The organism is Providencia sp. PROV003, assembly GCF_045040775.1.
Taxonomy (GTDB): Bacteria; Pseudomonadota; Gammaproteobacteria; order Enterobacterales; family Enterobacteriaceae; genus Providencia; species Providencia huashanensis.
In genome coordinates this window covers 3,055,240-3,075,681 of sequence record NZ_CP096369.1, presented here as the reverse complement: position 1 = coordinate 3,075,681, position 20,442 = coordinate 3,055,240, and the positions used below count along the sequence as shown (strand labels likewise).

Sequence of the window (20,442 nt, the reverse complement as noted above, 5' to 3'; positions counted from 1 at the left end):
ATATCAAGCCAATGTCACAATTTAAGCGTGTTGTCGTTACAGGATATGGCGCTGTTACACCATTAGGTGAGACGGTAACTGAATGTTGGCAAGCCATAATGGATAAGAAAATAGGCTATCAGTATGTTGATAAAACAGAAAGTAATATTTCTAGTCATTTCTTAGGCTTAATTGATAAAGAGCCTAGTATGAAAGGTATACCCGCTGCTATTCGTCGGCGCCTGCCTCGCTATGCGCGTTTAACAATGGCAGCAGCACGCGAAGCCATGCAAATGGCTTTTGGTCAGAGTGAACCTAGTGAGCACTATGACCCGTTATCCTGCGGTGTCATTATGGGGACGGGATGGGCTGGGTTAGATGAAAGTTACCTGTCCATTGATGAGTTTAATAAGACAGGCATGACATCCCCATTTAACTGTTTTTTTTCAATGCCTAATGTAACGACGGCAGCTTGTAGCCAATATTGGAATTTACGAGGCTATCAAAATACCTCTATTGCCGCTTGTGCTACAGGAACGATTGCCATTGGTGATGCATTTGAAGTTATTCGAAGTGGTAAGGCTTCTATGATGCTAGCAGGCGCAGGAGAGTCACTACGCAGTAATTGTGCTGTGTGGAATATTGATATCTTAGGCGCACTATCCCATGAATCAGAAAATATCGAACGAGCTAGTTGCCCATTTAGTGCAGACCGTAGTGGGTTTGTGCTTTCAGAAGGCGCAGCAGTACTATGCCTTGAAGAGCGGGAAAGTGCTTTGGCTCGGGGTGCAACCATTCTCGGCGAAATTACGGGCTATGCGAATTTTTCTGATGCTTTTGATTTTACGTCACCCGCGGATGACTGTGTTGCGCGTACTCAAACGATTCAAACAGCGTTAAAACAAGCCAATATTACCCCAGAACAGCTCGATTATATTAATGCCCATGGTACATCAACTCAGCTTAATGATTTAAATGAAACTGAATCATTGAAGAGGGCTCTAGGATCTGCAGCATATAAAATCCCTATTTCAAGTACCAAATCCTATTCAGGGCATTTGATTGCTGCGGCAGGCAGTTTTGAAGCCATTGTTTGCTTGAAAAGCATGCAAACAGGGGTGATGCCGGCAACAATTAATTTAAATAACCCAGATCCCCATTGTGACCTTGATTATATCCCGAATGAACATCGTGAAGGGGCAGTATCAACAACGTTGAATCTAAGTTTTGGATTTGGTGGCGCAAATGCCGCACTTGTTTTGGAAAAATAAAATGAAAACCTTGTGTTATAGCCTACAAGACGCCCACAGTTGGGCAGAATTTTCAGGGGATTATAACCCGGTCCACTTTGATTTACCTTGGGTTCAAGCTAACGGAGGGGAGCGTCTTAGTGTACATGGCATGCGTGCATTATTAGATATAAAGCATTTTTCAAGCCAACAAGTTTCTGTCAGTGAGATTGATGCGAATAGTGATGTTAAGTGTGTGGTCCGAATTCGCCAACCATTATGGAACAATATTGAATACTCGTTAGTTGCAGGGAGTAAAGTGGGGACTTCAGCGATTTTAACGGCAGATGACCAAAAATGCATAACCTGTAATTTATCAATCACAGAAAAAACTGAGGTTTATTCAATTAAAAATGCAAAGAAAATCAATGCAATTGAACTGGTAAAAAAGCAGGAGTTGTTTGATACCTATTTTCAACAGCTGCCATTGTGGATGTTTTTAGATGCGGTACTTTTTCAATACCTTATTGAGGACCAAACACTTTTTCAACAGGAGAATATTGCGGTTTGGTTACCTAAAGACACCACATTTAAAACCCTTTTTTCTGATTACTTCGTTGTGCAAACACACCAAGAGCTGCGGTTTGATCCTACGCTTTTACAACCACAAATGCTGGAAGACAAGACTGTGGCTCTTAATATTGATATTCAGCCAGCGATTGTAACAGGGACTATTGATTCTGGTCTGTTGGTTTGTCTATCGCTGGTGGCTGAATACCAACGTAAATTTATAACGAGTGCGATTACATTGAAAATAAGTTCAACCAATAACTTAAATGAAGGGATGACTAATGAGTGATTATCAAACAATTTATCTTAAAATTAATGAAATGATCTGTGATGCAAAAGATTTAGATGAAGACATTGACGCTAACCAAACACTCGATCAAATTAAATTTGATAGTTTAGATTATGTTGAGTTGATGGTTTTAGTTAAACGTGAATATAACGTTGCACTCACTGCCGATTTTTTCATCGAAAATTCAACGATGACCATCAAGGAATTAATTGAGTATATTAGCAAGGAGTCTAGCTCATAATATGTCTACTAAATGGATTTTAATTACAGGTGGTAGCCGTGGGATAGGCCAATCACTCGTAATAGAGTTACATAAAAATTGGAATATTGTATTTACAGGCCGAAGTGAAGAAGGCTTGGCTGAGACGTTGAACATCGTAGAGAATAACCCTTCAGATTTATGGGTTAAAGGTTACGCCTGCGATGGGAAAAATGAACAACAAGTTCAAGAACTTGCGCTAATGTTACTTGAGTCACTAGGCCCTCCAAGCGCCATCATTCATAATGCTGGTATTACTAAAGATGCTCTTCATATTCATCAAGATGCCGCTATTTGGCAAGATGTTATGGATAATAACCTTATTTCAATCATTAACTGGAACCGGCACCTTGTTCCTGCCATGTTACTTGATGGGCATGGCTCTATTGTGTTGATGTCTTCTGTGACTGGGCTAAAAGGTAATATCGGGCAAACGGCTTATGCGGCTAGTAAGGCCGCAATGTTTGGTATTGCGCGTTCTTTAGCACATGAGGTAGGCCGGTTTGGGGTCCGGGTAAATTGTGTAGCACCAGGTTTGATTGAAAGTGATATGACTAACGCGATCCCTGATGCAAAACTGAAAGCAATCCTAAAGAACATTCCATTACGTCGCCTTGGTCAACCAGACGAAGTGGCTAAAGCGGTTGAGTTTTTAATCAGTGATAATAGCCAATACCTTACAGGGCAAACCCTTGTATTGGACGGTGGTTTTACGGCTTAAAATTTGAAATTTATTTCACTTATAATTAATTTACCGCCTTTGGGATCGTATATATGGCAGCATTCAATGTAGGCAAGTTAACTCATTGCCTACATTGTTTAAAAAGATGGTAATTTATAACCCTATATTTGGATTAAAAAAATATTCTAATATATTTTTATTAAAATTATTTATCTCTTTTTTTATCAACAGCCAAATTAAAGTTAATCTTTTTGTTTTGGTTACGAATATGTTCTTTGATTTCTTTTTCTAAAACAGGCAAATCACCCGCACATATTTTATCAAGCAAGACTTTATGTTCCTGGATGATTTCTTCCATTGGTTTAGTAAAAGTTGATATTCCAATGATAATCGTTAATTGTTTTGATACGTTTTCCCATAACGAGGTGAGTGTTTTATTGCCACTCAATTCACAAAGAGTACGGTGAAAATTGACATCACTAAGGGAAAATAAATAACTATCTTCTAATTTTGCCGCCATTGTCATTTTATCAATGCACTCTTTTAGTTTTTCAATGCATTGATTATCGAGATGCTTTTTCCCAGTAATGAATTTTCTTATGACGTGTAATTCGAGTAAAACACGAACTTCAATAAGTTCATCAAGGCGTTCCTCAGAAACTGGAGCCATGCGAATGCCTTTAAATGGTTCATTGATAACGATGCATTGGCTTTCGAGAATGCGTAGAGCTTCCCTTACAGGGACCCGGCTAACATTCATTTTTTCTGCGATTTCTTTTTCGACAATTCGATCGCCGGGGAGAATATAACCTCGAGTTGCTGCCTCAACAATTTTATCTACAACATCATCGGTTAGTGTTCTTGCTTTAATCGGTTGCCAATAATCGTCTTTTGAAGGCGTATCAAAAGGGCGATTTTTGTTTTCGTCAATCATAGTGAAAGCCTATAAAATTTTTATTAATCAAAAGATTAATTATCTTCTTTATGTTAAATCCTACCCAACAAAATTACCACATCATCAAATAATAGACCACTAAAAAACAAAAAATTACCTATGTGCTGGTGGGTTTACAAACCAGATTTAGATCACAATTTACTCTATTGAATATTGTATACAATTATACAATCATGTTTAATGCATTGAAAATCAGTTCTGCTTAAAGAAGGAAAAACCATGTTAAATCTGTTGGAAGATATAAAAATTACCGAAATTGTTGCTGTGCCATTATTTGGCGAGAGCCCTAAAGGGGGGTGGTCGAATGAAATAAAACCTGAAGATCCTATTCATGCCATTGTGGCAATACATACGGACGCAGGTATTACAGGGTACGGCAGCGTGTTTACCGATGGACGACTTGTAGAGGCAGCCATTCCCATTTTGGCATCATTATGTATTGGTGAAAGCGCACTGCAACCAGAGCGTATCTCTGAAAAATTAAGACAAAATACTTTTTGGATGGGGCGTGGGGGAACATTAACGCACACCATCAGTGGGATTGATATTGCCCTATGGGATATTTTAGGGAAAGCAACTGGGCTACCTGTAAGCACATTGTTAGGCGGGAACTACCGTACCAAGGTACAACCATACTGCTCTTTGCTTATGGAAGAGCCAGAGACCATGCATCAGGTTATTTCTGAGTATAAAGCACTTGGATTTAAGGCATTTAAAATTGGTTGGGGTCCATTTGGTCGTCGTAATGATCATCAATTAGACCGTGCAATAGTAGAGTCTGCAAGGGATGCGGCAGGGCAAGATTCCCAGCTATTTATTGATGCAGGAGCAAGTGATGCTTACTGGCCAAATGGGTTGAAATGGGCTATTCAAACAGCTCATATGTTAGCTGAATATCAAGTGGGTTGGTTTGAGGAAGCCTTGCGACCTGATGATATCGAAGATTTTAAAGTGTTACGTAAAGAAAGCCCAGTACCAATAGCCGGTGGTGAAGTGCTAACTCGTCGCCAAGCATTTTTACCTTGGTTATCCCAAGGCGCTTTTGACATTGTGCAACCCGATGTGACAAAAGTTGGCGGTATTTCTGAGCAGCGCCGGATTGCATGGTTAGCCGATGAATTTGGCGTTAAATATGTTGGGCATGGATGGAATACAGCGATGGGGCTGGCTGCCGACCTGCAAATGGCGGCCGCTTTCCCTCAAGTTGATTTTGTTGAGTTTATTGGCGGTAGCCAATATATCGATGGCATTGTTAAAACTCCATTTAAAGTTGACGAGGAGGGGTATCTCACTATTCCGAATAAACCAGGGCTTGGTATTGAGCTTGATGTAGATAAATTAGCTAAGTTTACAATAAATCCAGAACGTTTATTTAAATAACTTATATTATAAGCCAGGTAGTCATAATATTTGCCTGGCTTTCCATTCTTTTAAAAAGGTTTGGTTATTATGGCATATAAGAATAAGGGTACTAAAGTCAGATTTTCGATAGCGATATTAATGACTCTTGCTATTGTCATTAATTATCTAGACAGAACAGTAATGTCGGCAGCTGCGCCAACTATTTCAGAAGAGTTACAGATTTCGCCTGAAATGATGGGCTGGATTATGTCTGCATTCTTTCTTAGCTATGCACTTTGCCAAATACCTGCGGGGTTTATTGCAGATAAATATGGCCAAAGAAAAACGTTAGCAGGGTCAGTCTTGTGGTGGTCTCTAGCTACAGCTGCAACTGCGTTAGCAAAAACACCGCTGAGTTTTATTTCTACTCGTATTTTAATGGGGATGGGGGAAGCAGGGGCTTACCCATGTAATAGCGGTATTGCGGCAAAATGGTTTCCAGACAGAGAACGTGGCCGCATTACAGCATTATTCGATAGTGGTTCAAAATTCGGAACAGCTTTTGCCATGCCGTTAGTTGTTTGGATCATTGCAAAATGGGGCTGGGAAGCTGCATTTATTATTTGTGGTGCGCTTGGTGTACTTTGGGTATTTGCTTGGCTTAAAGTTTATCACGACCCAGAACAACATCCTAAGATTAGCCCTGAAGAACTTGCTTATATTCGCGAAGGTCAGGTAAAAAAAGAAGGCATTGATAATATTCAGCCTATGAAATGGTACCACTTAATCCGCTATCGCAATGTACAAGCAATGTGTATTGGGTTTTTTATGTTGGACTATGCCATTTATTTCTTTATTACATGGTTCCCTGCTTATTTAATGATGGAAAGGGGAATGAGTTTAGAAGAAATGGGCTTTGCCGCGATGTTGCCACCTCTTTGTGGTATCGCTGGGCAATGGTTAGGTGGGTGGACAACAGATTATTTATTTATTAAATATAATAACGTCAGTCTTGCACGTAAAATACCTATTGTCGGCGGAATGTTAATTGCAACCAGTATTGCATTCTCCGGTCTCGTAGAATCTACAACACTGATGATGGCATTATTATGTTTATCTTATGCAGCCCTTGCATTTGCTGCATCCGCGATTTGGTCACTACCAGGGGATGTTGCACCTCGTAATATGACTTCGGTACTCGGTGGAATGCAAAGTGCGGTATCAAATTGTGGTGGAATATTAGGGCCTATCGTAACGGGTTATATTATTGCTGCTACAGGGTCATTTATTTGGGCATTAATCGTATCAGGGATTGCTTGCGCTATCGGTGCTTTAGTCTATTTGGTTATGTTAAGAGATATTAAGCCAATTGTGCCAGCAGATCATGAAATCGAACAAACTAATTAACTCTAAATTATAATTATTATTTGGATATATAAAACATGTTTATTTTTGATAAAGACATCATGGCGAAAAATATTGCTCCGGGTACGTTAAGGAAAATATTTTTAGGTAGTAAAAATATGATGATAGCAAAAATATCCTTAACAACAGGAACATTAGGTGAGTTACACCAACATCAACATGAGCAAATGAGTTATATTTTATCTGGCTCATTTAACTATCGCGTAGGGGCAATAGTTAAAACAGTAAGCTGTGGTGATGTTATATATATACCTTCAAATGAAGAACACCAATGTGAATGTTTATTGGATGGTGAGATATTAGATATCTTTGTTCCTATGAGAGAAGATTTTATCAATTAATTAGCTAAATATCTTTTATATTATATCACCGATAAATAAAGCGGCCGCATTATGCTGGCCGTTTTATTATAAAAACATTATTAAATTTTTTGTATTATAGTAAGCATATGGTGTTTGAGGTGAATTTTACCAACCGATTGTTTGAATACACCAACAATACCTCAGTTTTTTTGCAAAAACATATAAATATAAAGTGGCTTAAATTTAAATTAGAGTATTTTTTTTAACAACTTAAGGTAAATAAAAGTTTTTACGTAAGGTCTATTCATGCGTTATGAAAAATAGACTCTAATTTAATTAAGTTAATTATGATTTTTTAGTGTTATTTATATCTCATTTTATACCATTAAGCACAGTTCTTCTTACTCAAGACTAGCTATTTAGTAATTGTTAATGAAATTTTTCATTTGAGTTTCAGCATTAATATGCTCTAACTCAATACGGCTTGTGTCCATAGCAATACCTTCAACACCAATAAAAGTGGTGTGCTCAATTCCAACAAAACTGAGTATATCCCTTAGATAATCAACAAAATAATCAGATTTATTAGCATTTTTTAATCCACCTTGACTTGTTAAAATTAAAGCTTTCTTATTTTTAAGTAAACCAATGCGTTCGTTATTTACATAATTAAACGTTAAACCTGCTCTGATAATAAGGTCAAAGTAGTTTTTTAGTTGACTAGGAATTGATAAATTATACATCGGAGCTGCGATTACGATTAGTTCCGAAATTTTAAGTTCTTCAATAAGCTTATTTGATATAGCTAGAGCTTCTTTTTGTTTTTCACTTTGTTGCTGCTCTGGTACCGAATAGTACGCAGAAAAAATATCTTCATCCATAATTGGTAGAGGAGATGCTATTAAATCTCGTTGAATAATGGCGGTATTCTTATAATTTTCAGTCCATGAGTGCTCAAAAGAATCAAGCATACGTTTAGTATGGGATTGCATTCCCATAACCGATGATTTAATGAGTATAATTTTTTTCATTATATTGTTCTGCTTATTCACTTATTGTTTTAATAATCTTGTCGTATATTTCTTTAATTACGTTTTCTTTGTTTTGGTTGTATACCTGTACATTGGTTACTTTAACCGAGGCCATTTTTTTCGCCTCTTCGTATAATCTTCTATCATCGGCATGTGTACGTAACCAATCTCTAAATAAGATATGACGTAGGTGCTCAGGGCAGTCAGGCCCGAATACATGTAAATTAACTCTTGGTTGTTCAAGGCGAAACATGCGATGTTGGTACCACGAAGGTTCTCTTACAGTTAGTAAAAAACCAAACTCTTCTAATATAGGAGCATAATTAAGTTCTTGTTCCGGATTTTTGACAATTAAATCAATGTCAATTACTGGCTTTGCTGATAGATCTGAAACTGCGGTAGAGCCCACATGCTCGATAGCAAGCGCCTTATGACCTAACTTATTTTGTATATTTTGTTTAATCTGTTTAAATTGCGCCTGCCAGTTTGGGTCATAATCAACCACATCAATTATTTCTGTTTTGGGTTTTCCTAGTACCCATGGGTTTTCATTTGGATTACTCGTTTGAAAAGAAGTAATTTGTTCTAAGTGTTTTTTATAATATTGTCGTTTTGAGTTATCCATATATGACCTTATAATGTAATTTCATCTTCGATAAGAATAATATCGTCTATGGTTTTTTTATTAAAATGAATAATTCGAAATTTATAAATTCGATTTACGAATGGATTGGTTATGAAATATACAGACTTACAAATTGACTGGTTAAAATGTTTTGTCGCTGTAGTAAATACAGGGTCTGTCTCTGCTGCTGCTTTGGAGATTCATCGCTCACAATCTGCAGTCAGTATGCAACTAAAAAAGCTTGAGTCATCACTCGGTTGTCAATTGTTAGTACGTAATCCTCGGCAACATCAATTAACCTACGAAGGTCAAAAATTATTGGGTTATGCAAGGCGGATACTGGATATACATAATGAAGCTATTATTGCATTTCATGGTGGTGAGCTAGAAGGGCGAATCAGACTTGGTGTTCCAGATGATTATGCTGAAAAATATCTGACCCCTGTATTAAAACGTTTTGCCGCATACCATAGCTCCGTTGAAATAGAGCTTAACTGTGAGCAATCTACCTCATTGATACCAAAGGTAGAAAAGGGTGAAATAGACTTAGCTTTAGTCTCAAGAGAAAATAATACTCAGGGAGCATTATTATTTTATGAGCCTATGGTATGGGTCGGTTCTTCACAATTTGAAATTTGGCGACGTGACCCATTACCGATCGCGGTATATGAGCACACCAGCTTGGCAAAACGAAGCGCCATCAATGCGCTCTCATTACAGGGGCGTAGATATAAAATTGTTTATAATAGTTCGAGCTTGCCAGGGCAGGTTGCTGCTGTTGAAAGTGGGCTGGCCGTTGCTGTACTGACTCAATGTAGTGTTCCCCCCAATCTGGAAATATTAGGCGCATTGCATGGGTTAGGGCCTTTGGAACCAATGGGTGTCGCAGCATATAGAAGTAATCAGTCTCTTGGAGATCAAGCTGTTGATAGCCTCTATAATCTCCTAATCCAAACTCTAAGAGTAGCTAAATGAGTTTGAAAGATAAAACACGTATACTTGGTTAGTTAAAGGGAGCCTCCATTTTTTATGTTTTACTACTTTTTTAACTAACTGCTAACATGGCTAAGGGCCCCCTTTTTAGGCTTATAGAAAACCAATATAATCCCCAGTATAATTGCAGCCATGCCAAAGATGCCAAATAATGAAGGTTTATTCCCAAGAATACAATAGTCAAGCAATGACGTAACAATCGGAACAAAATAAAATAAGCTAGTTACATTCACTACATTCCCCTTACTTAATAAATAATAAAGTAATATTTGAGCGATAACGGAAATAAATATACCTAGAAATAGGATGGATATCAGAAAATTCAAGTTAAAATTAAAATGTACAGTTTGCATTGGAATGAATAACAAACATAGTACCAAACTGACAGCGTATTGAATCGGTAACACTCTATATGGAGATTGCTTAATTTTTTGCTGTGAAATAGCTCCGATAGTCATAAATAACAGTGCCATTAGCGAAAGTACAATGCCCATAATAGGTAACTGGGAAGTTATTAAACTATGCCATACAAGCACAATTAGGCCGGATAACGCCATAATTAACCCAACTAACCTGTAGCCATAAATTTTTCGTTCTGTAATACAGAGTGAAAGTATTGGTTGTACTCCCATAATAGTGGCGATAAGACCAGGAGTAACACCATTTTCCATTGATAAAAAATAACAAATAGAGTAGCCACCGATTAAAATAATTCCTACCAATGCCGTTTGTAATATCATTCCTTTTTCAGGTAAATATTGTTGTTTATATCTGCAAAATATCAAAATGACAATTAGTGCGATACTAAATCTAAATACTAATAAAATCATAGAAGAAGCATTATCGATTCCTAGCTTAGTAAAAATTGCAGCACTGCCCCAAAGTAAAACAAAAGCACCAGTGATAACTAATGATTTTAGTTTGTCTACTCCCATATATTCCTCTTTATTGCTTATAATATTTTTTCATATACTGAAATTCATTCACTTGCCGGTATTTTTAGATCTTAAAAATAGTCAGCAATATTTTTAATATTCAGAGTGATATCATGCTATTGAACTTAACTTACTGAACTTGATTATAAAATCAAATAAATCAGTGTTGTGTCATTCGAAAATCGAATAATTCAATAATATCAATAGAGTTCTATGGTTTTAATCAACATTTATCTTTAGCCAAGCTAAAAAATGAGTCTTTCCTGAAATGTAGATAGGTAGAGTAGGAGGGGTAGTAAATGCCATTAACAACGGGTTATTTAAAATAAAAATTTTTTAAGTTTTACGCCATTTAAAATTAATTTATTGAAGTTTAGATTATTTAACCTCTCTCCAGATATGGTGCCACCAATTAAACTAAGATGTACTAATTTACCAATTGTTTGAGCATGTTGAGCCGGAATAGGTAGGCTTCCTAATTTATTAATAACAAAATTTAAACGCTTCTCATCAACAATCGTTTGATACTCTGCAACGATAGGGTCATGTAATGCCCAAGCTCTGATTGCAATTTCTCTTGCTGTTTTTTTTCTTGATGTGAAATTAATATACTCTGTAAGCACCTTATTGATACTCGTTTCTTGTTCTAGTTCATTTAATATTTTATCAGTATATTCAAAAACCCAACAAGAAAGCATTGAACGGATAAAATCTTCACGGTCATTAAAATGATGATAAAAGGAGCCTCGGGTAACATCTAGTTTCCTAGCAACTCTCTCAACAGAACAACGTGTATATCCTTCATTATCCAAAATATTAAAACCTGCGTTAATCCAAGATGTTCTCGTTAATTTTTTCATTTTCAATACAGTCTGTGTATGGTGATTCAAGTTCTGATACGTTAAAGCTTAATTTGTATTTCCGCTAAAAGGAATAAATTTATGAAAAAAATTGTGATTGTTGCATTTGATGATTTTACGGATATAGACCTTTTTTTTATGTGGGATATTCTTGGCCGTAACCATATAGATTGGCAAGTCAAAATATTAGGGAACAAATCAAGCTTACGATCAGCACATGGCTTAAACATACATGTTCAAGGGGCATTATCTGAAGCGAATTCAGCTGATGCGGTATTATTTAGTAGTGGTAAAAATGGCGTACCAAAGGCGATTGAAAATGCAGATTTTTTATCCGAATTTAAATTAAACCCTGAAAAACAGTATATCGGTTCTATTTGTGCAGGTACTTTAATTCTTAATGCATTAAACCTATTACCTGAACGAAGAGCCACCACTCATCCAGATGCTAGGAATGCATTATTAGCATCACAACTTGAGCCAGTAGGGCAACCTCTTGTATGTCATGGAAGGGTTGCTACAGCAGGTGGTTGCCTTTCCGCCCTTTATTTAGTTGGATGGCTAATAGAATCGCTATACGACAAAGAAAAAAGAAAGGAAACATTATTACCAGTCTTACCAACTGGACAACAAAGTGTGCTCGAATCTTTGATTGAATTTAGTATACAACAGGGCAGAATGTAACGAATATATTATGTAAATATCAGCTAGGAAGGTTAAAGTACATAGGTATGACAAGGATGTCTTAAAATAAATTAGCGGTAGTTATATGAAAACCATTTCGGATGATAGAGTGAATTTGGTATTTGGCAGTTATCCTATTCAATACCAAAAAGTGTTATTAATGATTAGAGAGCTGATTTTTAGAACAGCAGCAGAAAATAAAAAAGTAGGAACAATCACTGAGACTCTGAAATGGGGGCAACCAAGTTATCAAACAATTGAAACGGGCTCAGGAACAACGATACGAATAGGCCGGTTCAATCAGAGCTCCGTTGCTCTTTTTGTTCACTGTCAAACCACCTTAATTGATTCATTTAGAACGCTTTTTCCTGAACTTAATTACTCAAAGAACCGAGCAATTATCTTAGATATCAATGAAGCGCTGCCAATAAAAGAATTGGCCATATGCATTGAGATGGCTCTTACTTATAAGCTAAGAAATAAAACAGCTTAAGTTTCAGTAGCCAGTTAATTACAGTTTATTTTTAATGTCGTGAATTACACCAAGGGTCATCAGAACCTAAGTCAGTATTATCAATCGAATTATTTTCTATCATATCCAAATAGAGTAATTCGACTTGAGTTCTTGCCCAAGGTGTTCGGCGCAGAAACTTTAAGCTGGATTTAATACTTGGATCTTTGTTAAAGCAGTTTATTTTTATAGTACGCCCAAGTTGGTTCCAACCGTATCTGTCAACCAATGCATTAACTTGCATTTCTAGTGTAACTCCATGTAAAGGGGATTTCGATTTAAATTCACTCATTACGGCATATCCGAAGTTATAGGTTAGGTTATCATTGAGCGCATATAAATAAGCTGAACACGGCTCTAAGTCAATAGGGAACTAACAATGCTTGATCTATCAAGACCGATTCTTAATTCAATATCCTATTTAACATAATATACATTATGCGAACCTAGGTATGAAATGAAGAAATCCAGCGTTCTGGCTGGTTAATCATGTTGGCTTTTTTATCGCTGAATTGGTTAATCGTAAGGATTGAATCTTAGCTCAACTCAACTTCATAAATCTTACGTTTTGCTATCATTTTTACTGGGGTTTCAATAGCTCGGATATCAGTTAGTTCCCAAGCTAGCCAACCTGCTTCATAGTAAGATGCACAGGCTGCATCAATATCACTTTCAACGAATGGCCTCACATTTTTCACTTTAACAATTGCGACTGCTTTCCCCATTTCTTCATCGCCATCTTTTAAAAGATAATGGTGATTTTCAACAATTAGTAAGTCTTCATTACAATCGATGTTTGGTGCCCATTTTCTTATTTCTAACGTTTTTATTCCTAACGCAATATTTTTACCTGCTGGAAAAACTATAGATATGGCTTTCATTGGTGTGATTTTTCCTGTTAATCAAAATGTTATTGTTTGTTGTTTTATAAATTATTTTTTTCCTGGGCTTGTATGTATGACCGCCGGCTAATAGCCCTATCAATGTAATCATTAATTGCAGGACTGAGGTTAACATGGCATAACCTAGCCCACAAAAGCGTATGAGATAGAAAAATATCAGCTAAAGTGAAGTTGTCACCAGCGACCCACTCGTTATCTTTATCAAGCTTAAATTGCCTTGTTACATTTTCAGATTCTATTTTAAAGTAATCAACTAACGATAAAGAACGCTTCTCTTCAGGAATAAAAACAAGTTGCTTTAGTAGATTCCAGGTAGGAGATTCTAAATCTGTTAAAGCAAAGCTTATATAAGAATAAATAACTGATTGTTCTTTTATATCAGATGGATAGAACGTTTCCTTTGGGTGTTTATTACACAAATAATGACATATCGCAAATGTCTCTTCTATTGAAACATCCCCATCTACCATTAACGGAACCTTACCTCGTGAATGAGGTGATTTAACTTTAGGTTTATCGCTGAACATATCAACTCTAACTGTTTCATAGTCAACACCAAGTTCTTCTAATGTCCATAAAACCCTCAGAGAACGACTTCTAGGAAAAGTATATATTTTCATAAAAAATAACCTATGTAGTTAAATGCCCGCTGCATATTTAATACGAACAAAACTAAATCAACACTATGGTGTTGATTTAAATTTTTAAGCTGTAGATATACCCATCATTTTATCGATGAATAAGTGACAGCGTCACATAAAGTGCTATTTATACATCTAAGATTAAGGTTTTGCTGGCCGGAGTTCATCATACGAAATAGCAACATGCTCGCGATATGCAGGCCTATCAAGAAGACGCTTATAGTAAGCCTCAATGTAAGGAAGCGATTTTCTTTTTATATCAATATCATAATAACGATACAACACATGCCCGAATTGGATGTCAGCCAGTGAAAAATCATCACTGGCCAAGTAGTTTCTGGATGCTAATATCTCTTCTGCAATCATTAAATTATTTTCAAATTTGTCGATAGCAAGTTTGATGGAATTAATATCTTGGGATTCCTTTGGAGTGCGTGCTACTTGCCAAAAGATAGGCGCCGTAAATGCCAATGCTACATTCAACTTTGACCATTCCATCCAGCGATCAACCTCGGTTCTTGCTAATATTTCATCAGGCCAAAAATTCCCTTTTGCATATCGGTTAGCAAGATACCTAAGTATTGCCCCAGTTTCCCATAATGGAGGGTTGCAACCATCCTGAATAACAGGAACAGTACGATTAGGATTTAAGCGGTAAAATTCGTCAGTATCAGTACCGCCATAGCGATGCCCAAAATCAAGCCTCTTATAAGGTAATTCTAACTCACCAATACACCACATTAGTGCTTGGACGTTAGATGAAGTTTTACGACCCCAAACTGTTAGCATGAATTCTCCATAAAGGCTTTCTTAATGTTCTTCTAATACTACATGCTTAAAATAGGATATTTCAATCTTAGTTTGAGGTTTTGACGTTTAGCCTTCTATTGCTAACATTATCACTACCCGGTCCATATACCATCTAATTGGTCGTCATAGCGCTGATTAAGGTTACCATAGAGCACTGATTTATAATCTTCTCTTAATTGGCCAGTACAGTTGTTATTTTTTAAACTCGCAAGCATATAACGAAAAGACGGTAAATCATCTGTCATTTCCTTTGATGCATTGCGAAAGTTTTCATAACTTGAAGCATCAAGCCTAAATGCAATATTTTGTTTTAGCTCAAGTGGGAGATTGCTGATATGGTTAATTTTTTGGTGTATGTTTGGTTCGTGCTCCGAGAGCGCAGATTCTGCATCTGTACCTTGATGTGATGAAAATGTTTTAATATCAAAAATGTTATTTATCATTTGATTATCCACCATTTTTCTATTTTATAATTCTATTAATAATGATCAATGAGCTAGTGATTCGGTAATTTCCTCATTAAATCCCCCCAGTATTCATCTTGCTTTTGCCCTTCTCTCCTAACTCCATAAAATTGGGCTATATGCTCTTCATTTTTATTAAATAACTCTAGGCTTGTAATAAACCCATCACGAGAGTTTTTATTAACAACCCAAGCTTCACCAACCTCATCTTTTGCTATTCTTATTACTGATTTCCCTCCTTCTTCAGTTGTACCGTGGATGACTATTTTTTTGCCATTCATTATTTCAGTAATTTTATCTATTAGGCCTGTATAGATCTGGATTGCAGAATCATTACCCACAAAAATCATCATTTTTTTATTGTCGTTATGTATCTTATTTAAAGTTGTCAATAAACTTTCTGTACTTACTTTTCTTGCCAAGTCATTTGGTACTTTTTGGAATGCTTCAAGTTTGCTTATTCCAAGTTGTTGTAGCATTGGATAAAAATGGTGTACATCAGCCATGTTTCTCCATAAGTTTTCAATATCATTACTTTTATTTATTGTTTTCATTGTTGATTTTTGAGAGACGATTTCACTTGAGCTTATGTTTAAATCTTCTTTTGAATAAAAACTTAATGACAATACTTTATTTCCATCATGAGACATTAAATTAGCTTTATATCTATTATCACTAATTTTTTCGTAATTAACGTTTTTAATTTTCCCAGGGATAACTCGTAGGTCAATCCCACTTGGATTAAGTATTAAATGACCATTTGCTGCAGGTTGCTTTATCTCACCATTTGTATAGATTATTGAATGCCCTGATGGCCCACTAGTGCTCATTTCTACATTGTTATTTGATATGTTTTTTATGTTTTCTAGAATATGTTTTAATGATGAATATTTGGTATTTTCTTCAAGATTAATACCATATTGACTACTGGTATCCTTTACTGAATAAAGCCTAGAACTGAGCATTTCTTCTTCCTTAATATTATTTAATTAATACCAAATTTTTCTTTTATTTCAAAAGGTAAGTAAACTGACAAGTTTTTGACTAAAAAAAATGCATCAGACCTTATGTCATCATTTAAATCAGCGGAAGGCGTATTTATATAATCATGATAGAACTTATTGAGTCTTATTGTTGTATTCATTAATATATCAGATGATTTCTGTTGCTCAGTTAATGAGGATTTACATAAATTTTCTGCACACTTTGCATTTGCTGCTGCGATTGCAATATCGTTAGAAATATTACTTCGGCTACATTGTTCAAAATGATGATGAAAATCATTCTGTGTTAGATCACTTGGTGCAGACATTCCTTCATAAACAATGTTATAAGCAAAATTATATTGACAGGTATTCCAGTACGTAAGTCTTTTTTCTATATCTATCTTTTGTTTTAATTGTTCACTGGCACTAAGTAAACAATCTGTAGAGTTAAAGAATTTCTCATTATTTTCAAAAACCTCTTTGGATAACCCAAAGCTCTCCCACTCCGTATCTCCACTTTTCATTGCTGCTATACCATACATAACGTTTAATTCTTGTAACCTTTTGATTGATGTGATATTTATCTCTTCCTTATTCTTTAAGATATCTTCTATTATATTGATATTTTCAAATGCCTTACTGTTCAGTTCATTTTTTCTTTCGGGGCTAGGCTCGTATTGATTGTAAAGCTCCTTTTCAATTTTTAATAATTCACTATTTAGCGTCTTTATAACTGTAGTGGCATCATTGTGATCAGCTTTATAATAAAATGTGGAGCTAGTCGGGGCTATATTCATAAAATACACCTATTCTCAATTTAAAAAAATTTGATGTATTATTTTTCCACAAAAGGAAAAAACATCTTTCAATATTTACCTTAATCTTTTTTATTTTCCTTTAGCTATTTTCTGTTTATGGATATTTTTAGGTTTAATAACTTAATTTTTATAATCAACTTTTCGGTTTTATCTGCTATCGCTGAAAAGATCAGTTAAATAGGATGGTTACATAATTTCGTGTGTAATAACTTTATCATTATTGGAGTTCACATATGACCGTATCTACTCGACTGGCAAGTAGTTTGATATTGACGGCACTTTTTACGTCTCAATATGCGTTTGCTGAAGCTAAAAACAATTTAAATCAACCAGTTAAATTAAATCATGCCACTGTATTTCTACACGGGGCTGAATTAGATAATGATGTGACGCTGTCACTTAATAAGGGGCAAAATAAGGTAATTTTAACGAATATAGCCCATAACGTTGACCCACGTACGTTATCAGTTAACCTAAATGATAAAAATGTAATAATTCGTTCTGTTAATATTCAAACTGTCCCTACTGAAGTTGTTTACCCCGAAAATATCAAGGCACTTCAAACTCAACAGAAGCAATTAATGCAGCAAATAGAAGATGCTATTATTGCGATTAAAGTCGGAGAAGAACAATTAAGCTTATTGAAAGACCAACGCTTTTTTGGGGAAAATAATGCTCAATCTTTAGAGCAATCATCCCAAAAGCTAGACTTTATACGTCAGCAAATGACGAAAATTTTACAAGAACAACAAAAATATCAACTCACTATCGATGAGCTTGAAGAAAAATCAGCACTGCTACAAGCTCAAATTGACCAAAATATGCCGGCTTCCCTTGGCAAACACACACAGGTTGTTATGTCGATAGACGCACCTGAAGCCACAACAGCAAAACTACAGCTTTCTTATTTAACACAGGATGCCGCTTGGTCACCTAGCTATGATATACGCAGTCAGAACACAGAATCACCTATAGTTTTAACTTATAAAGCGGATGTCATTCAAAATACAGGTATTGATTGGGAAAATATTGACCTAACCTTATCGACCATTAATCCATCAAAGAATATCACCCCTTTTGATTTACAGCCTTGGCGTCTGTCAATTTATGATGAAAATAAACAGTTGGAACGTCAAGTCCGTATGAAACCAATGCCAGCTGCACCTGTTGCTATGTATGAAGAAAGTATGACTGCTAGCAAAAAAAAGGTTGGGTCAGGTATTGCTGATTTTGTGACCACCGCAAATAACGGTATTAGCCTAAACTATCAAATCACCCTTCCTTTCACACTGAAAAGTACATCCAAGCCAAGTTCATTGACGATTAAACAAGAAGATATTGCGGCTAAGTATGAGTACACCGCAACACCAAAACTTGCAGAGGATGTCTTCTTACAAGCAAATATTGAAAATTGGCAAGCTCTAAACTTATTGAACGGAAATGCCAATATTTACTATGGAAATACGTATATTGGAAACGTTAAAATCGATGCAAATCGACTGACTGATACTTTACAAGTTCCTTTTGGTATCGATAAAAATATTCAGATTTCACGTGAAAACAATGAAAAAATGAAGAAAAAACCAAGCTTCATTGGTTCAACGGTAGAGCAAAAAGAGAGTTATCTCATCAAAGCTAAAAACATACATCCAACCCCTGTTAAATTAACTATTTATGACCAACTGCCTATTAGTGAAGACAGTGATATAAAAGTGTCAGATGTAGATAATAAAGACGCTGTGATCAACAAAAAAACAGGGAAAATAACTTGGAATGTTGGGCTAAAACCGAATGAAGAGATTCAGATCCCATTTAGTTACACATTAAGTTACCCTAAGGATAAACATATCCTAGGATTATAACAGCTTTTGTAGTTCACATTAGAAAGCGTTAAAATCGCTACATGCTGACACAACAATAACAATTTGAGGTTCTCATGATTATATTAGTAACAGGTGCTTCATCGGGCTTTGGTGAGTCTATAGCTCGCAAATTTATTCAACATAATTATACCGTTATTGGAACGGGCCGTAGAACAGAACGTTTAGAAGCGCTACATCAGGAACTAGGTGAAAAATTTTATCCATTAACTTTGGATGTCCAAGATAGAAAAGCAATTCAATCAGCTGTTGCAAGTTTGCCTGCTCATCTCAAAAATATTGATGTACTAGTTAACAATGCTGGTTTAGCGCTCGGTTTAGAACCTGCTTTTGATGCTAACCCTGATGATTGGGAAATTATGATTAATACCAATACTAAAGGTTTAGTTAATATGACTTATGAGGTACTACAAGGTATGGTCGCTAATAATCATGGTCATATCATTAACATCGGTTCAACGGCTGCGAGCTGGCCTTATAAGGGCGGTAATGTATACGGCGCAACTAAAGCCTTCGTAAAACAATTTTCTTTAGGTCTACGTGCTGACCTTCAAGGCAAAAAGATCCGGGTTACTGATATAGAACCAGGCTTAGTGGGTGGAACAGAGTTTTCCAATATTCGTTTTAAAGGTGATGATGATAAAGCCGCTAATACGTACCAAGGTGCAGAAGCCTTGACGCCTGAAGATATCGCTGAAACGGTTTATTGGGTGGCAACATTACCTGCACATATGAATGTGAATACACTTGAATTGATGCCAGTATGCCAAACCTTTGCAGGTTTAACCGTACATAAACAACTTTGATTTTTAGTACTATTCTATACTGACGCAATCATATACTTTTGGCTATACTTTGGTTATTGCCCCTACTCAAGTAAGGAATTTTTACATGAGCCCACATAAAACTTTGAAAACTGGCTTAACTGCGTTTTGTTTTTGTCTCCCTTTATTTTGGGTAACATCCTCTTTGGCAGCACAAGCAACCACATCCTGTACCGCCGGAAGCACATGTGTTTCTGTTGGTAAAGGTGATGATTCCCTTAACAAAGAGCAAGCGCGTCAGGAAAAAGAGCAATGGGATAATACCCGTATGCTACGTAATAAAGTCAATACTCGTACTGAAAAAGAATTTGATAAGATAGATGCCGCTTTTGATGCAAAAGATAAATGTGAAAAAAGCCTTAATCTGAATGCTTATTGGGAACCTAGCACCAAGCGCTGTCTTGATGTCAGTACAGGCCGTCCAATCAATCCATAATTTCTAGCTTG

At 36.0% G+C, this 20,442-nt stretch carries 25 protein-coding genes; 13 read left to right on the top strand and 12 right to left on the bottom strand.

What is annotated here, in order from left to right:
- Positions 1–11 precede the first annotated feature (11 nt).
- The 4 genes from M1F14_RS14050 to M1F14_RS14035 are packed head-to-tail and all read left to right on the top strand — an operon-like array spanning position 12 to position 3,047.
- A complete protein-coding gene (locus M1F14_RS14050) occupies positions 12–1,250 on the top strand; it encodes a beta-ketoacyl synthase (RefSeq protein ID WP_071548103.1) in 1,239 nt (412 codons plus the stop codon).
- Between the two features lies 1 nt (position 1,251).
- The gene (locus M1F14_RS14045; RefSeq protein ID WP_042843750.1) at positions 1,252–2,067 is read left to right on the top strand and encodes a hypothetical protein; all 816 of its coding nucleotides are present in this window, start codon (positions 1,252–1,254) and stop codon (positions 2,065–2,067) included.
- Positions 2,060–2,308: an acyl carrier protein gene (locus M1F14_RS14040; protein ID WP_042843749.1), complete on the top strand. Its 249-nt coding sequence runs from the start codon at positions 2,060–2,062 to the stop codon at positions 2,306–2,308. Before M1F14_RS14045 ends, M1F14_RS14040 begins: the two co-directional genes overlap by 8 nt.
- Before the next feature lies 1 nt (position 2,309).
- Positions 2,310–3,047 carry an SDR family oxidoreductase gene (locus tag M1F14_RS14035; RefSeq protein ID WP_042843747.1) on the top strand — a complete coding sequence of 246 codons (738 nt, stop codon included), beginning with the start codon at positions 2,310–2,312 and terminating at the stop codon, positions 3,045–3,047.
- Positions 3,048–3,213: 166 nt separating this feature from the next.
- Here M1F14_RS14035 and M1F14_RS14030 read toward each other — a convergent pair whose 3' ends face one another.
- Positions 3,214–3,942 (bottom strand): GntR family transcriptional regulator, encoded by a 729-nt coding sequence (locus tag M1F14_RS14030; RefSeq protein ID WP_052219276.1) that lies wholly within the window; start codon positions 3,940–3,942, stop codon positions 3,214–3,216.
- Positions 3,943–4,182: 240 nt separating this feature from the next.
- Between M1F14_RS14030 and M1F14_RS14025 the strand changes: the two genes are divergently transcribed.
- The 3 genes from M1F14_RS14025 to M1F14_RS14015 all read left to right on the top strand — a co-directional run bounded on the left by M1F14_RS14025 (position 4,183) and on the right by M1F14_RS14015 (position 7,070).
- Complete coding sequence (locus tag M1F14_RS14025; protein ID WP_181468491.1) at positions 4,183–5,343, top strand: mandelate racemase/muconate lactonizing enzyme family protein; 1,161 nt, start codon at positions 4,183–4,185, stop codon at positions 5,341–5,343.
- A 69-nt stretch (positions 5,344–5,412) separates the two neighbouring features.
- A complete protein-coding gene (locus tag M1F14_RS14020; RefSeq protein WP_042843744.1) occupies positions 5,413–6,711 on the top strand; it encodes an MFS transporter in 1,299 nt (432 codons plus the stop codon).
- A gap of 35 nt (positions 6,712–6,746) precedes the next feature.
- Entirely contained in the window at positions 6,747–7,070 is a 324-nt protein-coding gene (locus tag M1F14_RS14015) for a cupin domain-containing protein (RefSeq protein ID WP_042843743.1), read from the top strand.
- Positions 7,071–7,450: 380 nt separating this feature from the next.
- Here the strand turns inward: M1F14_RS14015 and M1F14_RS14010 are convergent, their stop codons facing one another.
- Positions 7,451–8,062 carry an FMN-dependent NADH-azoreductase gene (locus M1F14_RS14010; protein WP_052219275.1) on the bottom strand — a complete coding sequence of 204 codons (612 nt, stop codon included), beginning with the start codon at positions 8,060–8,062 and terminating at the stop codon, positions 7,451–7,453.
- A gap of 13 nt (positions 8,063–8,075) precedes the next feature.
- Entirely contained in the window at positions 8,076–8,687 is a 612-nt protein-coding gene (locus M1F14_RS14005; protein WP_042843742.1) for a GrpB family protein, read from the bottom strand.
- 111 nt (positions 8,688–8,798) lie between these two features.
- Here M1F14_RS14005 and M1F14_RS14000 point away from each other — a divergent pair, with 111 nt between their 5' ends.
- On the top strand, positions 8,799–9,662 hold the full coding sequence (locus M1F14_RS14000; protein WP_042843741.1) for a LysR family transcriptional regulator: 864 nt from the start codon (positions 8,799–8,801) through the stop codon (positions 9,660–9,662).
- Positions 9,663–9,736: 74 nt separating this feature from the next.
- Here the strand turns inward: M1F14_RS14000 and M1F14_RS13995 are convergent, their stop codons facing one another.
- Together M1F14_RS13995 and M1F14_RS13990 are read right to left on the bottom strand one after the other, a co-directional pair.
- Positions 9,737–10,615, bottom strand: a complete 879-nt coding sequence (locus M1F14_RS13995) for a DMT family transporter (RefSeq protein WP_129465933.1) — start codon at positions 10,613–10,615, stop codon at positions 9,737–9,739.
- A gap of 320 nt (positions 10,616–10,935) precedes the next feature.
- Positions 10,936–11,475 carry a TetR/AcrR family transcriptional regulator gene (locus M1F14_RS13990; protein WP_181468492.1) on the bottom strand — a complete coding sequence of 180 codons (540 nt, stop codon included), beginning with the start codon at positions 11,473–11,475 and terminating at the stop codon, positions 10,936–10,938.
- 81 nt (positions 11,476–11,556) lie between these two features.
- On the opposite strand from M1F14_RS13990, the gene M1F14_RS13985 reads away from it, so the two are divergent.
- Both M1F14_RS13985 and M1F14_RS13980 read left to right on the top strand, forming a co-directional pair.
- Positions 11,557–12,159 carry a DJ-1/PfpI family protein gene (locus tag M1F14_RS13985; RefSeq protein ID WP_181468493.1) on the top strand — a complete coding sequence of 201 codons (603 nt, stop codon included), beginning with the start codon at positions 11,557–11,559 and terminating at the stop codon, positions 12,157–12,159.
- An 85-nt stretch (positions 12,160–12,244) separates the two neighbouring features.
- Entirely contained in the window at positions 12,245–12,652 is a 408-nt protein-coding gene (locus M1F14_RS13980; protein ID WP_105881029.1) for a DUF1801 domain-containing protein, read from the top strand.
- A gap of 31 nt (positions 12,653–12,683) precedes the next feature.
- Here the strand turns inward: M1F14_RS13980 and M1F14_RS13975 are convergent, their stop codons facing one another.
- From M1F14_RS13975 to M1F14_RS13945, 7 genes are all read right to left on the bottom strand, one after another.
- Positions 12,684–12,962, bottom strand: coding sequence for a VF530 family DNA-binding protein (locus M1F14_RS13975; RefSeq protein ID WP_042843736.1), 279 nt, complete (start codon positions 12,960–12,962; stop codon positions 12,684–12,686).
- Positions 12,963–13,206: 244 nt separating this feature from the next.
- A complete protein-coding gene (locus M1F14_RS13970) occupies positions 13,207–13,551 on the bottom strand; it encodes an ASCH domain-containing protein (protein ID WP_048607213.1) in 345 nt (114 codons plus the stop codon).
- A 44-nt stretch (positions 13,552–13,595) separates the two neighbouring features.
- Entirely contained in the window at positions 13,596–14,192 is a 597-nt protein-coding gene (locus M1F14_RS13965; protein ID WP_071548110.1) for a glutathione S-transferase family protein, read from the bottom strand.
- 162 nt (positions 14,193–14,354) lie between these two features.
- Positions 14,355–15,002 carry a glutathione S-transferase family protein gene (locus M1F14_RS13960; protein WP_042843723.1) on the bottom strand — a complete coding sequence of 216 codons (648 nt, stop codon included), beginning with the start codon at positions 15,000–15,002 and terminating at the stop codon, positions 14,355–14,357.
- A 113-nt stretch (positions 15,003–15,115) separates the two neighbouring features.
- On the bottom strand, positions 15,116–15,466 hold the full coding sequence (locus tag M1F14_RS13955) for a hypothetical protein (RefSeq protein ID WP_042843722.1): 351 nt from the start codon (positions 15,464–15,466) through the stop codon (positions 15,116–15,118).
- Positions 15,467–15,519: 53 nt separating this feature from the next.
- The gene (locus M1F14_RS13950; RefSeq protein WP_105881030.1) at positions 15,520–16,452 is read right to left on the bottom strand and encodes a ChuX/HutX family heme-like substrate-binding protein; all 933 of its coding nucleotides are present in this window, start codon (positions 16,450–16,452) and stop codon (positions 15,520–15,522) included.
- 20 nt (positions 16,453–16,472) lie between these two features.
- Positions 16,473–17,270 carry a hypothetical protein gene (locus M1F14_RS13945; RefSeq protein ID WP_071548112.1) on the bottom strand — a complete coding sequence of 266 codons (798 nt, stop codon included), beginning with the start codon at positions 17,268–17,270 and terminating at the stop codon, positions 16,473–16,475.
- A gap of 254 nt (positions 17,271–17,524) precedes the next feature.
- Between M1F14_RS13945 and M1F14_RS13940 the strand changes: the two genes are divergently transcribed.
- The 3 genes from M1F14_RS13940 to M1F14_RS13930 all read left to right on the top strand — a co-directional run bounded on the left by M1F14_RS13940 (position 17,525) and on the right by M1F14_RS13930 (position 20,431).
- Positions 17,525–19,153, top strand: a complete 1,629-nt coding sequence (locus M1F14_RS13940; protein WP_181468494.1) for a DUF4139 domain-containing protein — start codon at positions 17,525–17,527, stop codon at positions 19,151–19,153.
- Between the two features lie 74 nt (positions 19,154–19,227).
- Positions 19,228–19,977, top strand: a complete 750-nt coding sequence (gene ydfG, locus M1F14_RS13935) for a bifunctional NADP-dependent 3-hydroxy acid dehydrogenase/3-hydroxypropionate dehydrogenase YdfG (RefSeq protein ID WP_042843718.1) — start codon at positions 19,228–19,230, stop codon at positions 19,975–19,977.
- An 85-nt stretch (positions 19,978–20,062) separates the two neighbouring features.
- On the top strand, positions 20,063–20,431 hold the full coding sequence (locus tag M1F14_RS13930) for a DUF1283 family protein (RefSeq protein ID WP_042843717.1): 369 nt from the start codon (positions 20,063–20,065) through the stop codon (positions 20,429–20,431).
- Positions 20,432–20,442 lie beyond the last annotated feature (11 nt).

Coding starts and splice junctions, on each gene's coding strand:
- M1F14_RS14005 (WP_042843742.1), bottom strand. CDS start 8,687: ATGGATAACTCAAAACGACAATATTATAAAAAACACTTAGAACAAATT.
- M1F14_RS14000 (WP_042843741.1), top strand. CDS start 8,799: ATGAAATATACAGACTTACAAATTGACTGGTTAAAATGTTTTGTCGCT.
- M1F14_RS13975 (WP_042843736.1), bottom strand. CDS start 12,962: ATGAGTGAATTTAAATCGAAATCCCCTTTACATGGAGTTACACTAGAA.
- M1F14_RS14050 (WP_071548103.1), top strand. CDS start 12: ATGTCACAATTTAAGCGTGTTGTCGTTACAGGATATGGCGCTGTTACA.
- M1F14_RS13965 (WP_071548110.1), bottom strand. CDS start 14,192: ATGAAAATATATACTTTTCCTAGAAGTCGTTCTCTGAGGGTTTTATGG.
- M1F14_RS14025 (WP_181468491.1), top strand. CDS start 4,183: ATGTTAAATCTGTTGGAAGATATAAAAATTACCGAAATTGTTGCTGTG.
- M1F14_RS14040 (WP_042843749.1), top strand. CDS start 2,060: ATGAGTGATTATCAAACAATTTATCTTAAAATTAATGAAATGATCTGT.
- M1F14_RS14010 (WP_052219275.1), bottom strand. CDS start 8,062: ATGAAAAAAATTATACTCATTAAATCATCGGTTATGGGAATGCAATCC.
- M1F14_RS13990 (WP_181468492.1), bottom strand. CDS start 11,475: ATGAAAAAATTAACGAGAACATCTTGGATTAACGCAGGTTTTAATATT.
- M1F14_RS13995 (WP_129465933.1), bottom strand. CDS start 10,615: ATGGGAGTAGACAAACTAAAATCATTAGTTATCACTGGTGCTTTTGTT.
- M1F14_RS14035 (WP_042843747.1), top strand. CDS start 2,310: ATGTCTACTAAATGGATTTTAATTACAGGTGGTAGCCGTGGGATAGGC.
- M1F14_RS13970 (WP_048607213.1), bottom strand. CDS start 13,551: ATGAAAGCCATATCTATAGTTTTTCCAGCAGGTAAAAATATTGCGTTA.
- M1F14_RS14030 (WP_052219276.1), bottom strand. CDS start 3,942: ATGATTGACGAAAACAAAAATCGCCCTTTTGATACGCCTTCAAAAGAC.
- M1F14_RS14045 (WP_042843750.1), top strand. CDS start 1,252: ATGAAAACCTTGTGTTATAGCCTACAAGACGCCCACAGTTGGGCAGAA.
- M1F14_RS13980 (WP_105881029.1), top strand. CDS start 12,245: ATGAAAACCATTTCGGATGATAGAGTGAATTTGGTATTTGGCAGTTAT.
- M1F14_RS13945 (WP_071548112.1), bottom strand. CDS start 17,270: ATGAATATAGCCCCGACTAGCTCCACATTTTATTATAAAGCTGATCAC.
- ydfG (WP_042843718.1), top strand. CDS start 19,228: ATGATTATATTAGTAACAGGTGCTTCATCGGGCTTTGGTGAGTCTATA.
- M1F14_RS13960 (WP_042843723.1), bottom strand. CDS start 15,002: ATGCTAACAGTTTGGGGTCGTAAAACTTCATCTAACGTCCAAGCACTA.
- M1F14_RS14015 (WP_042843743.1), top strand. CDS start 6,747: ATGTTTATTTTTGATAAAGACATCATGGCGAAAAATATTGCTCCGGGT.
- M1F14_RS13930 (WP_042843717.1), top strand. CDS start 20,063: ATGAGCCCACATAAAACTTTGAAAACTGGCTTAACTGCGTTTTGTTTT.
- M1F14_RS13940 (WP_181468494.1), top strand. CDS start 17,525: ATGACCGTATCTACTCGACTGGCAAGTAGTTTGATATTGACGGCACTT.
- M1F14_RS13950 (WP_105881030.1), bottom strand. CDS start 16,452: ATGCTCAGTTCTAGGCTTTATTCAGTAAAGGATACCAGTAGTCAATAT.
- M1F14_RS14020 (WP_042843744.1), top strand. CDS start 5,413: ATGGCATATAAGAATAAGGGTACTAAAGTCAGATTTTCGATAGCGATA.
- M1F14_RS13955 (WP_042843722.1), bottom strand. CDS start 15,466: ATGATAAATAACATTTTTGATATTAAAACATTTTCATCACATCAAGGT.
- M1F14_RS13985 (WP_181468493.1), top strand. CDS start 11,557: ATGAAAAAAATTGTGATTGTTGCATTTGATGATTTTACGGATATAGAC.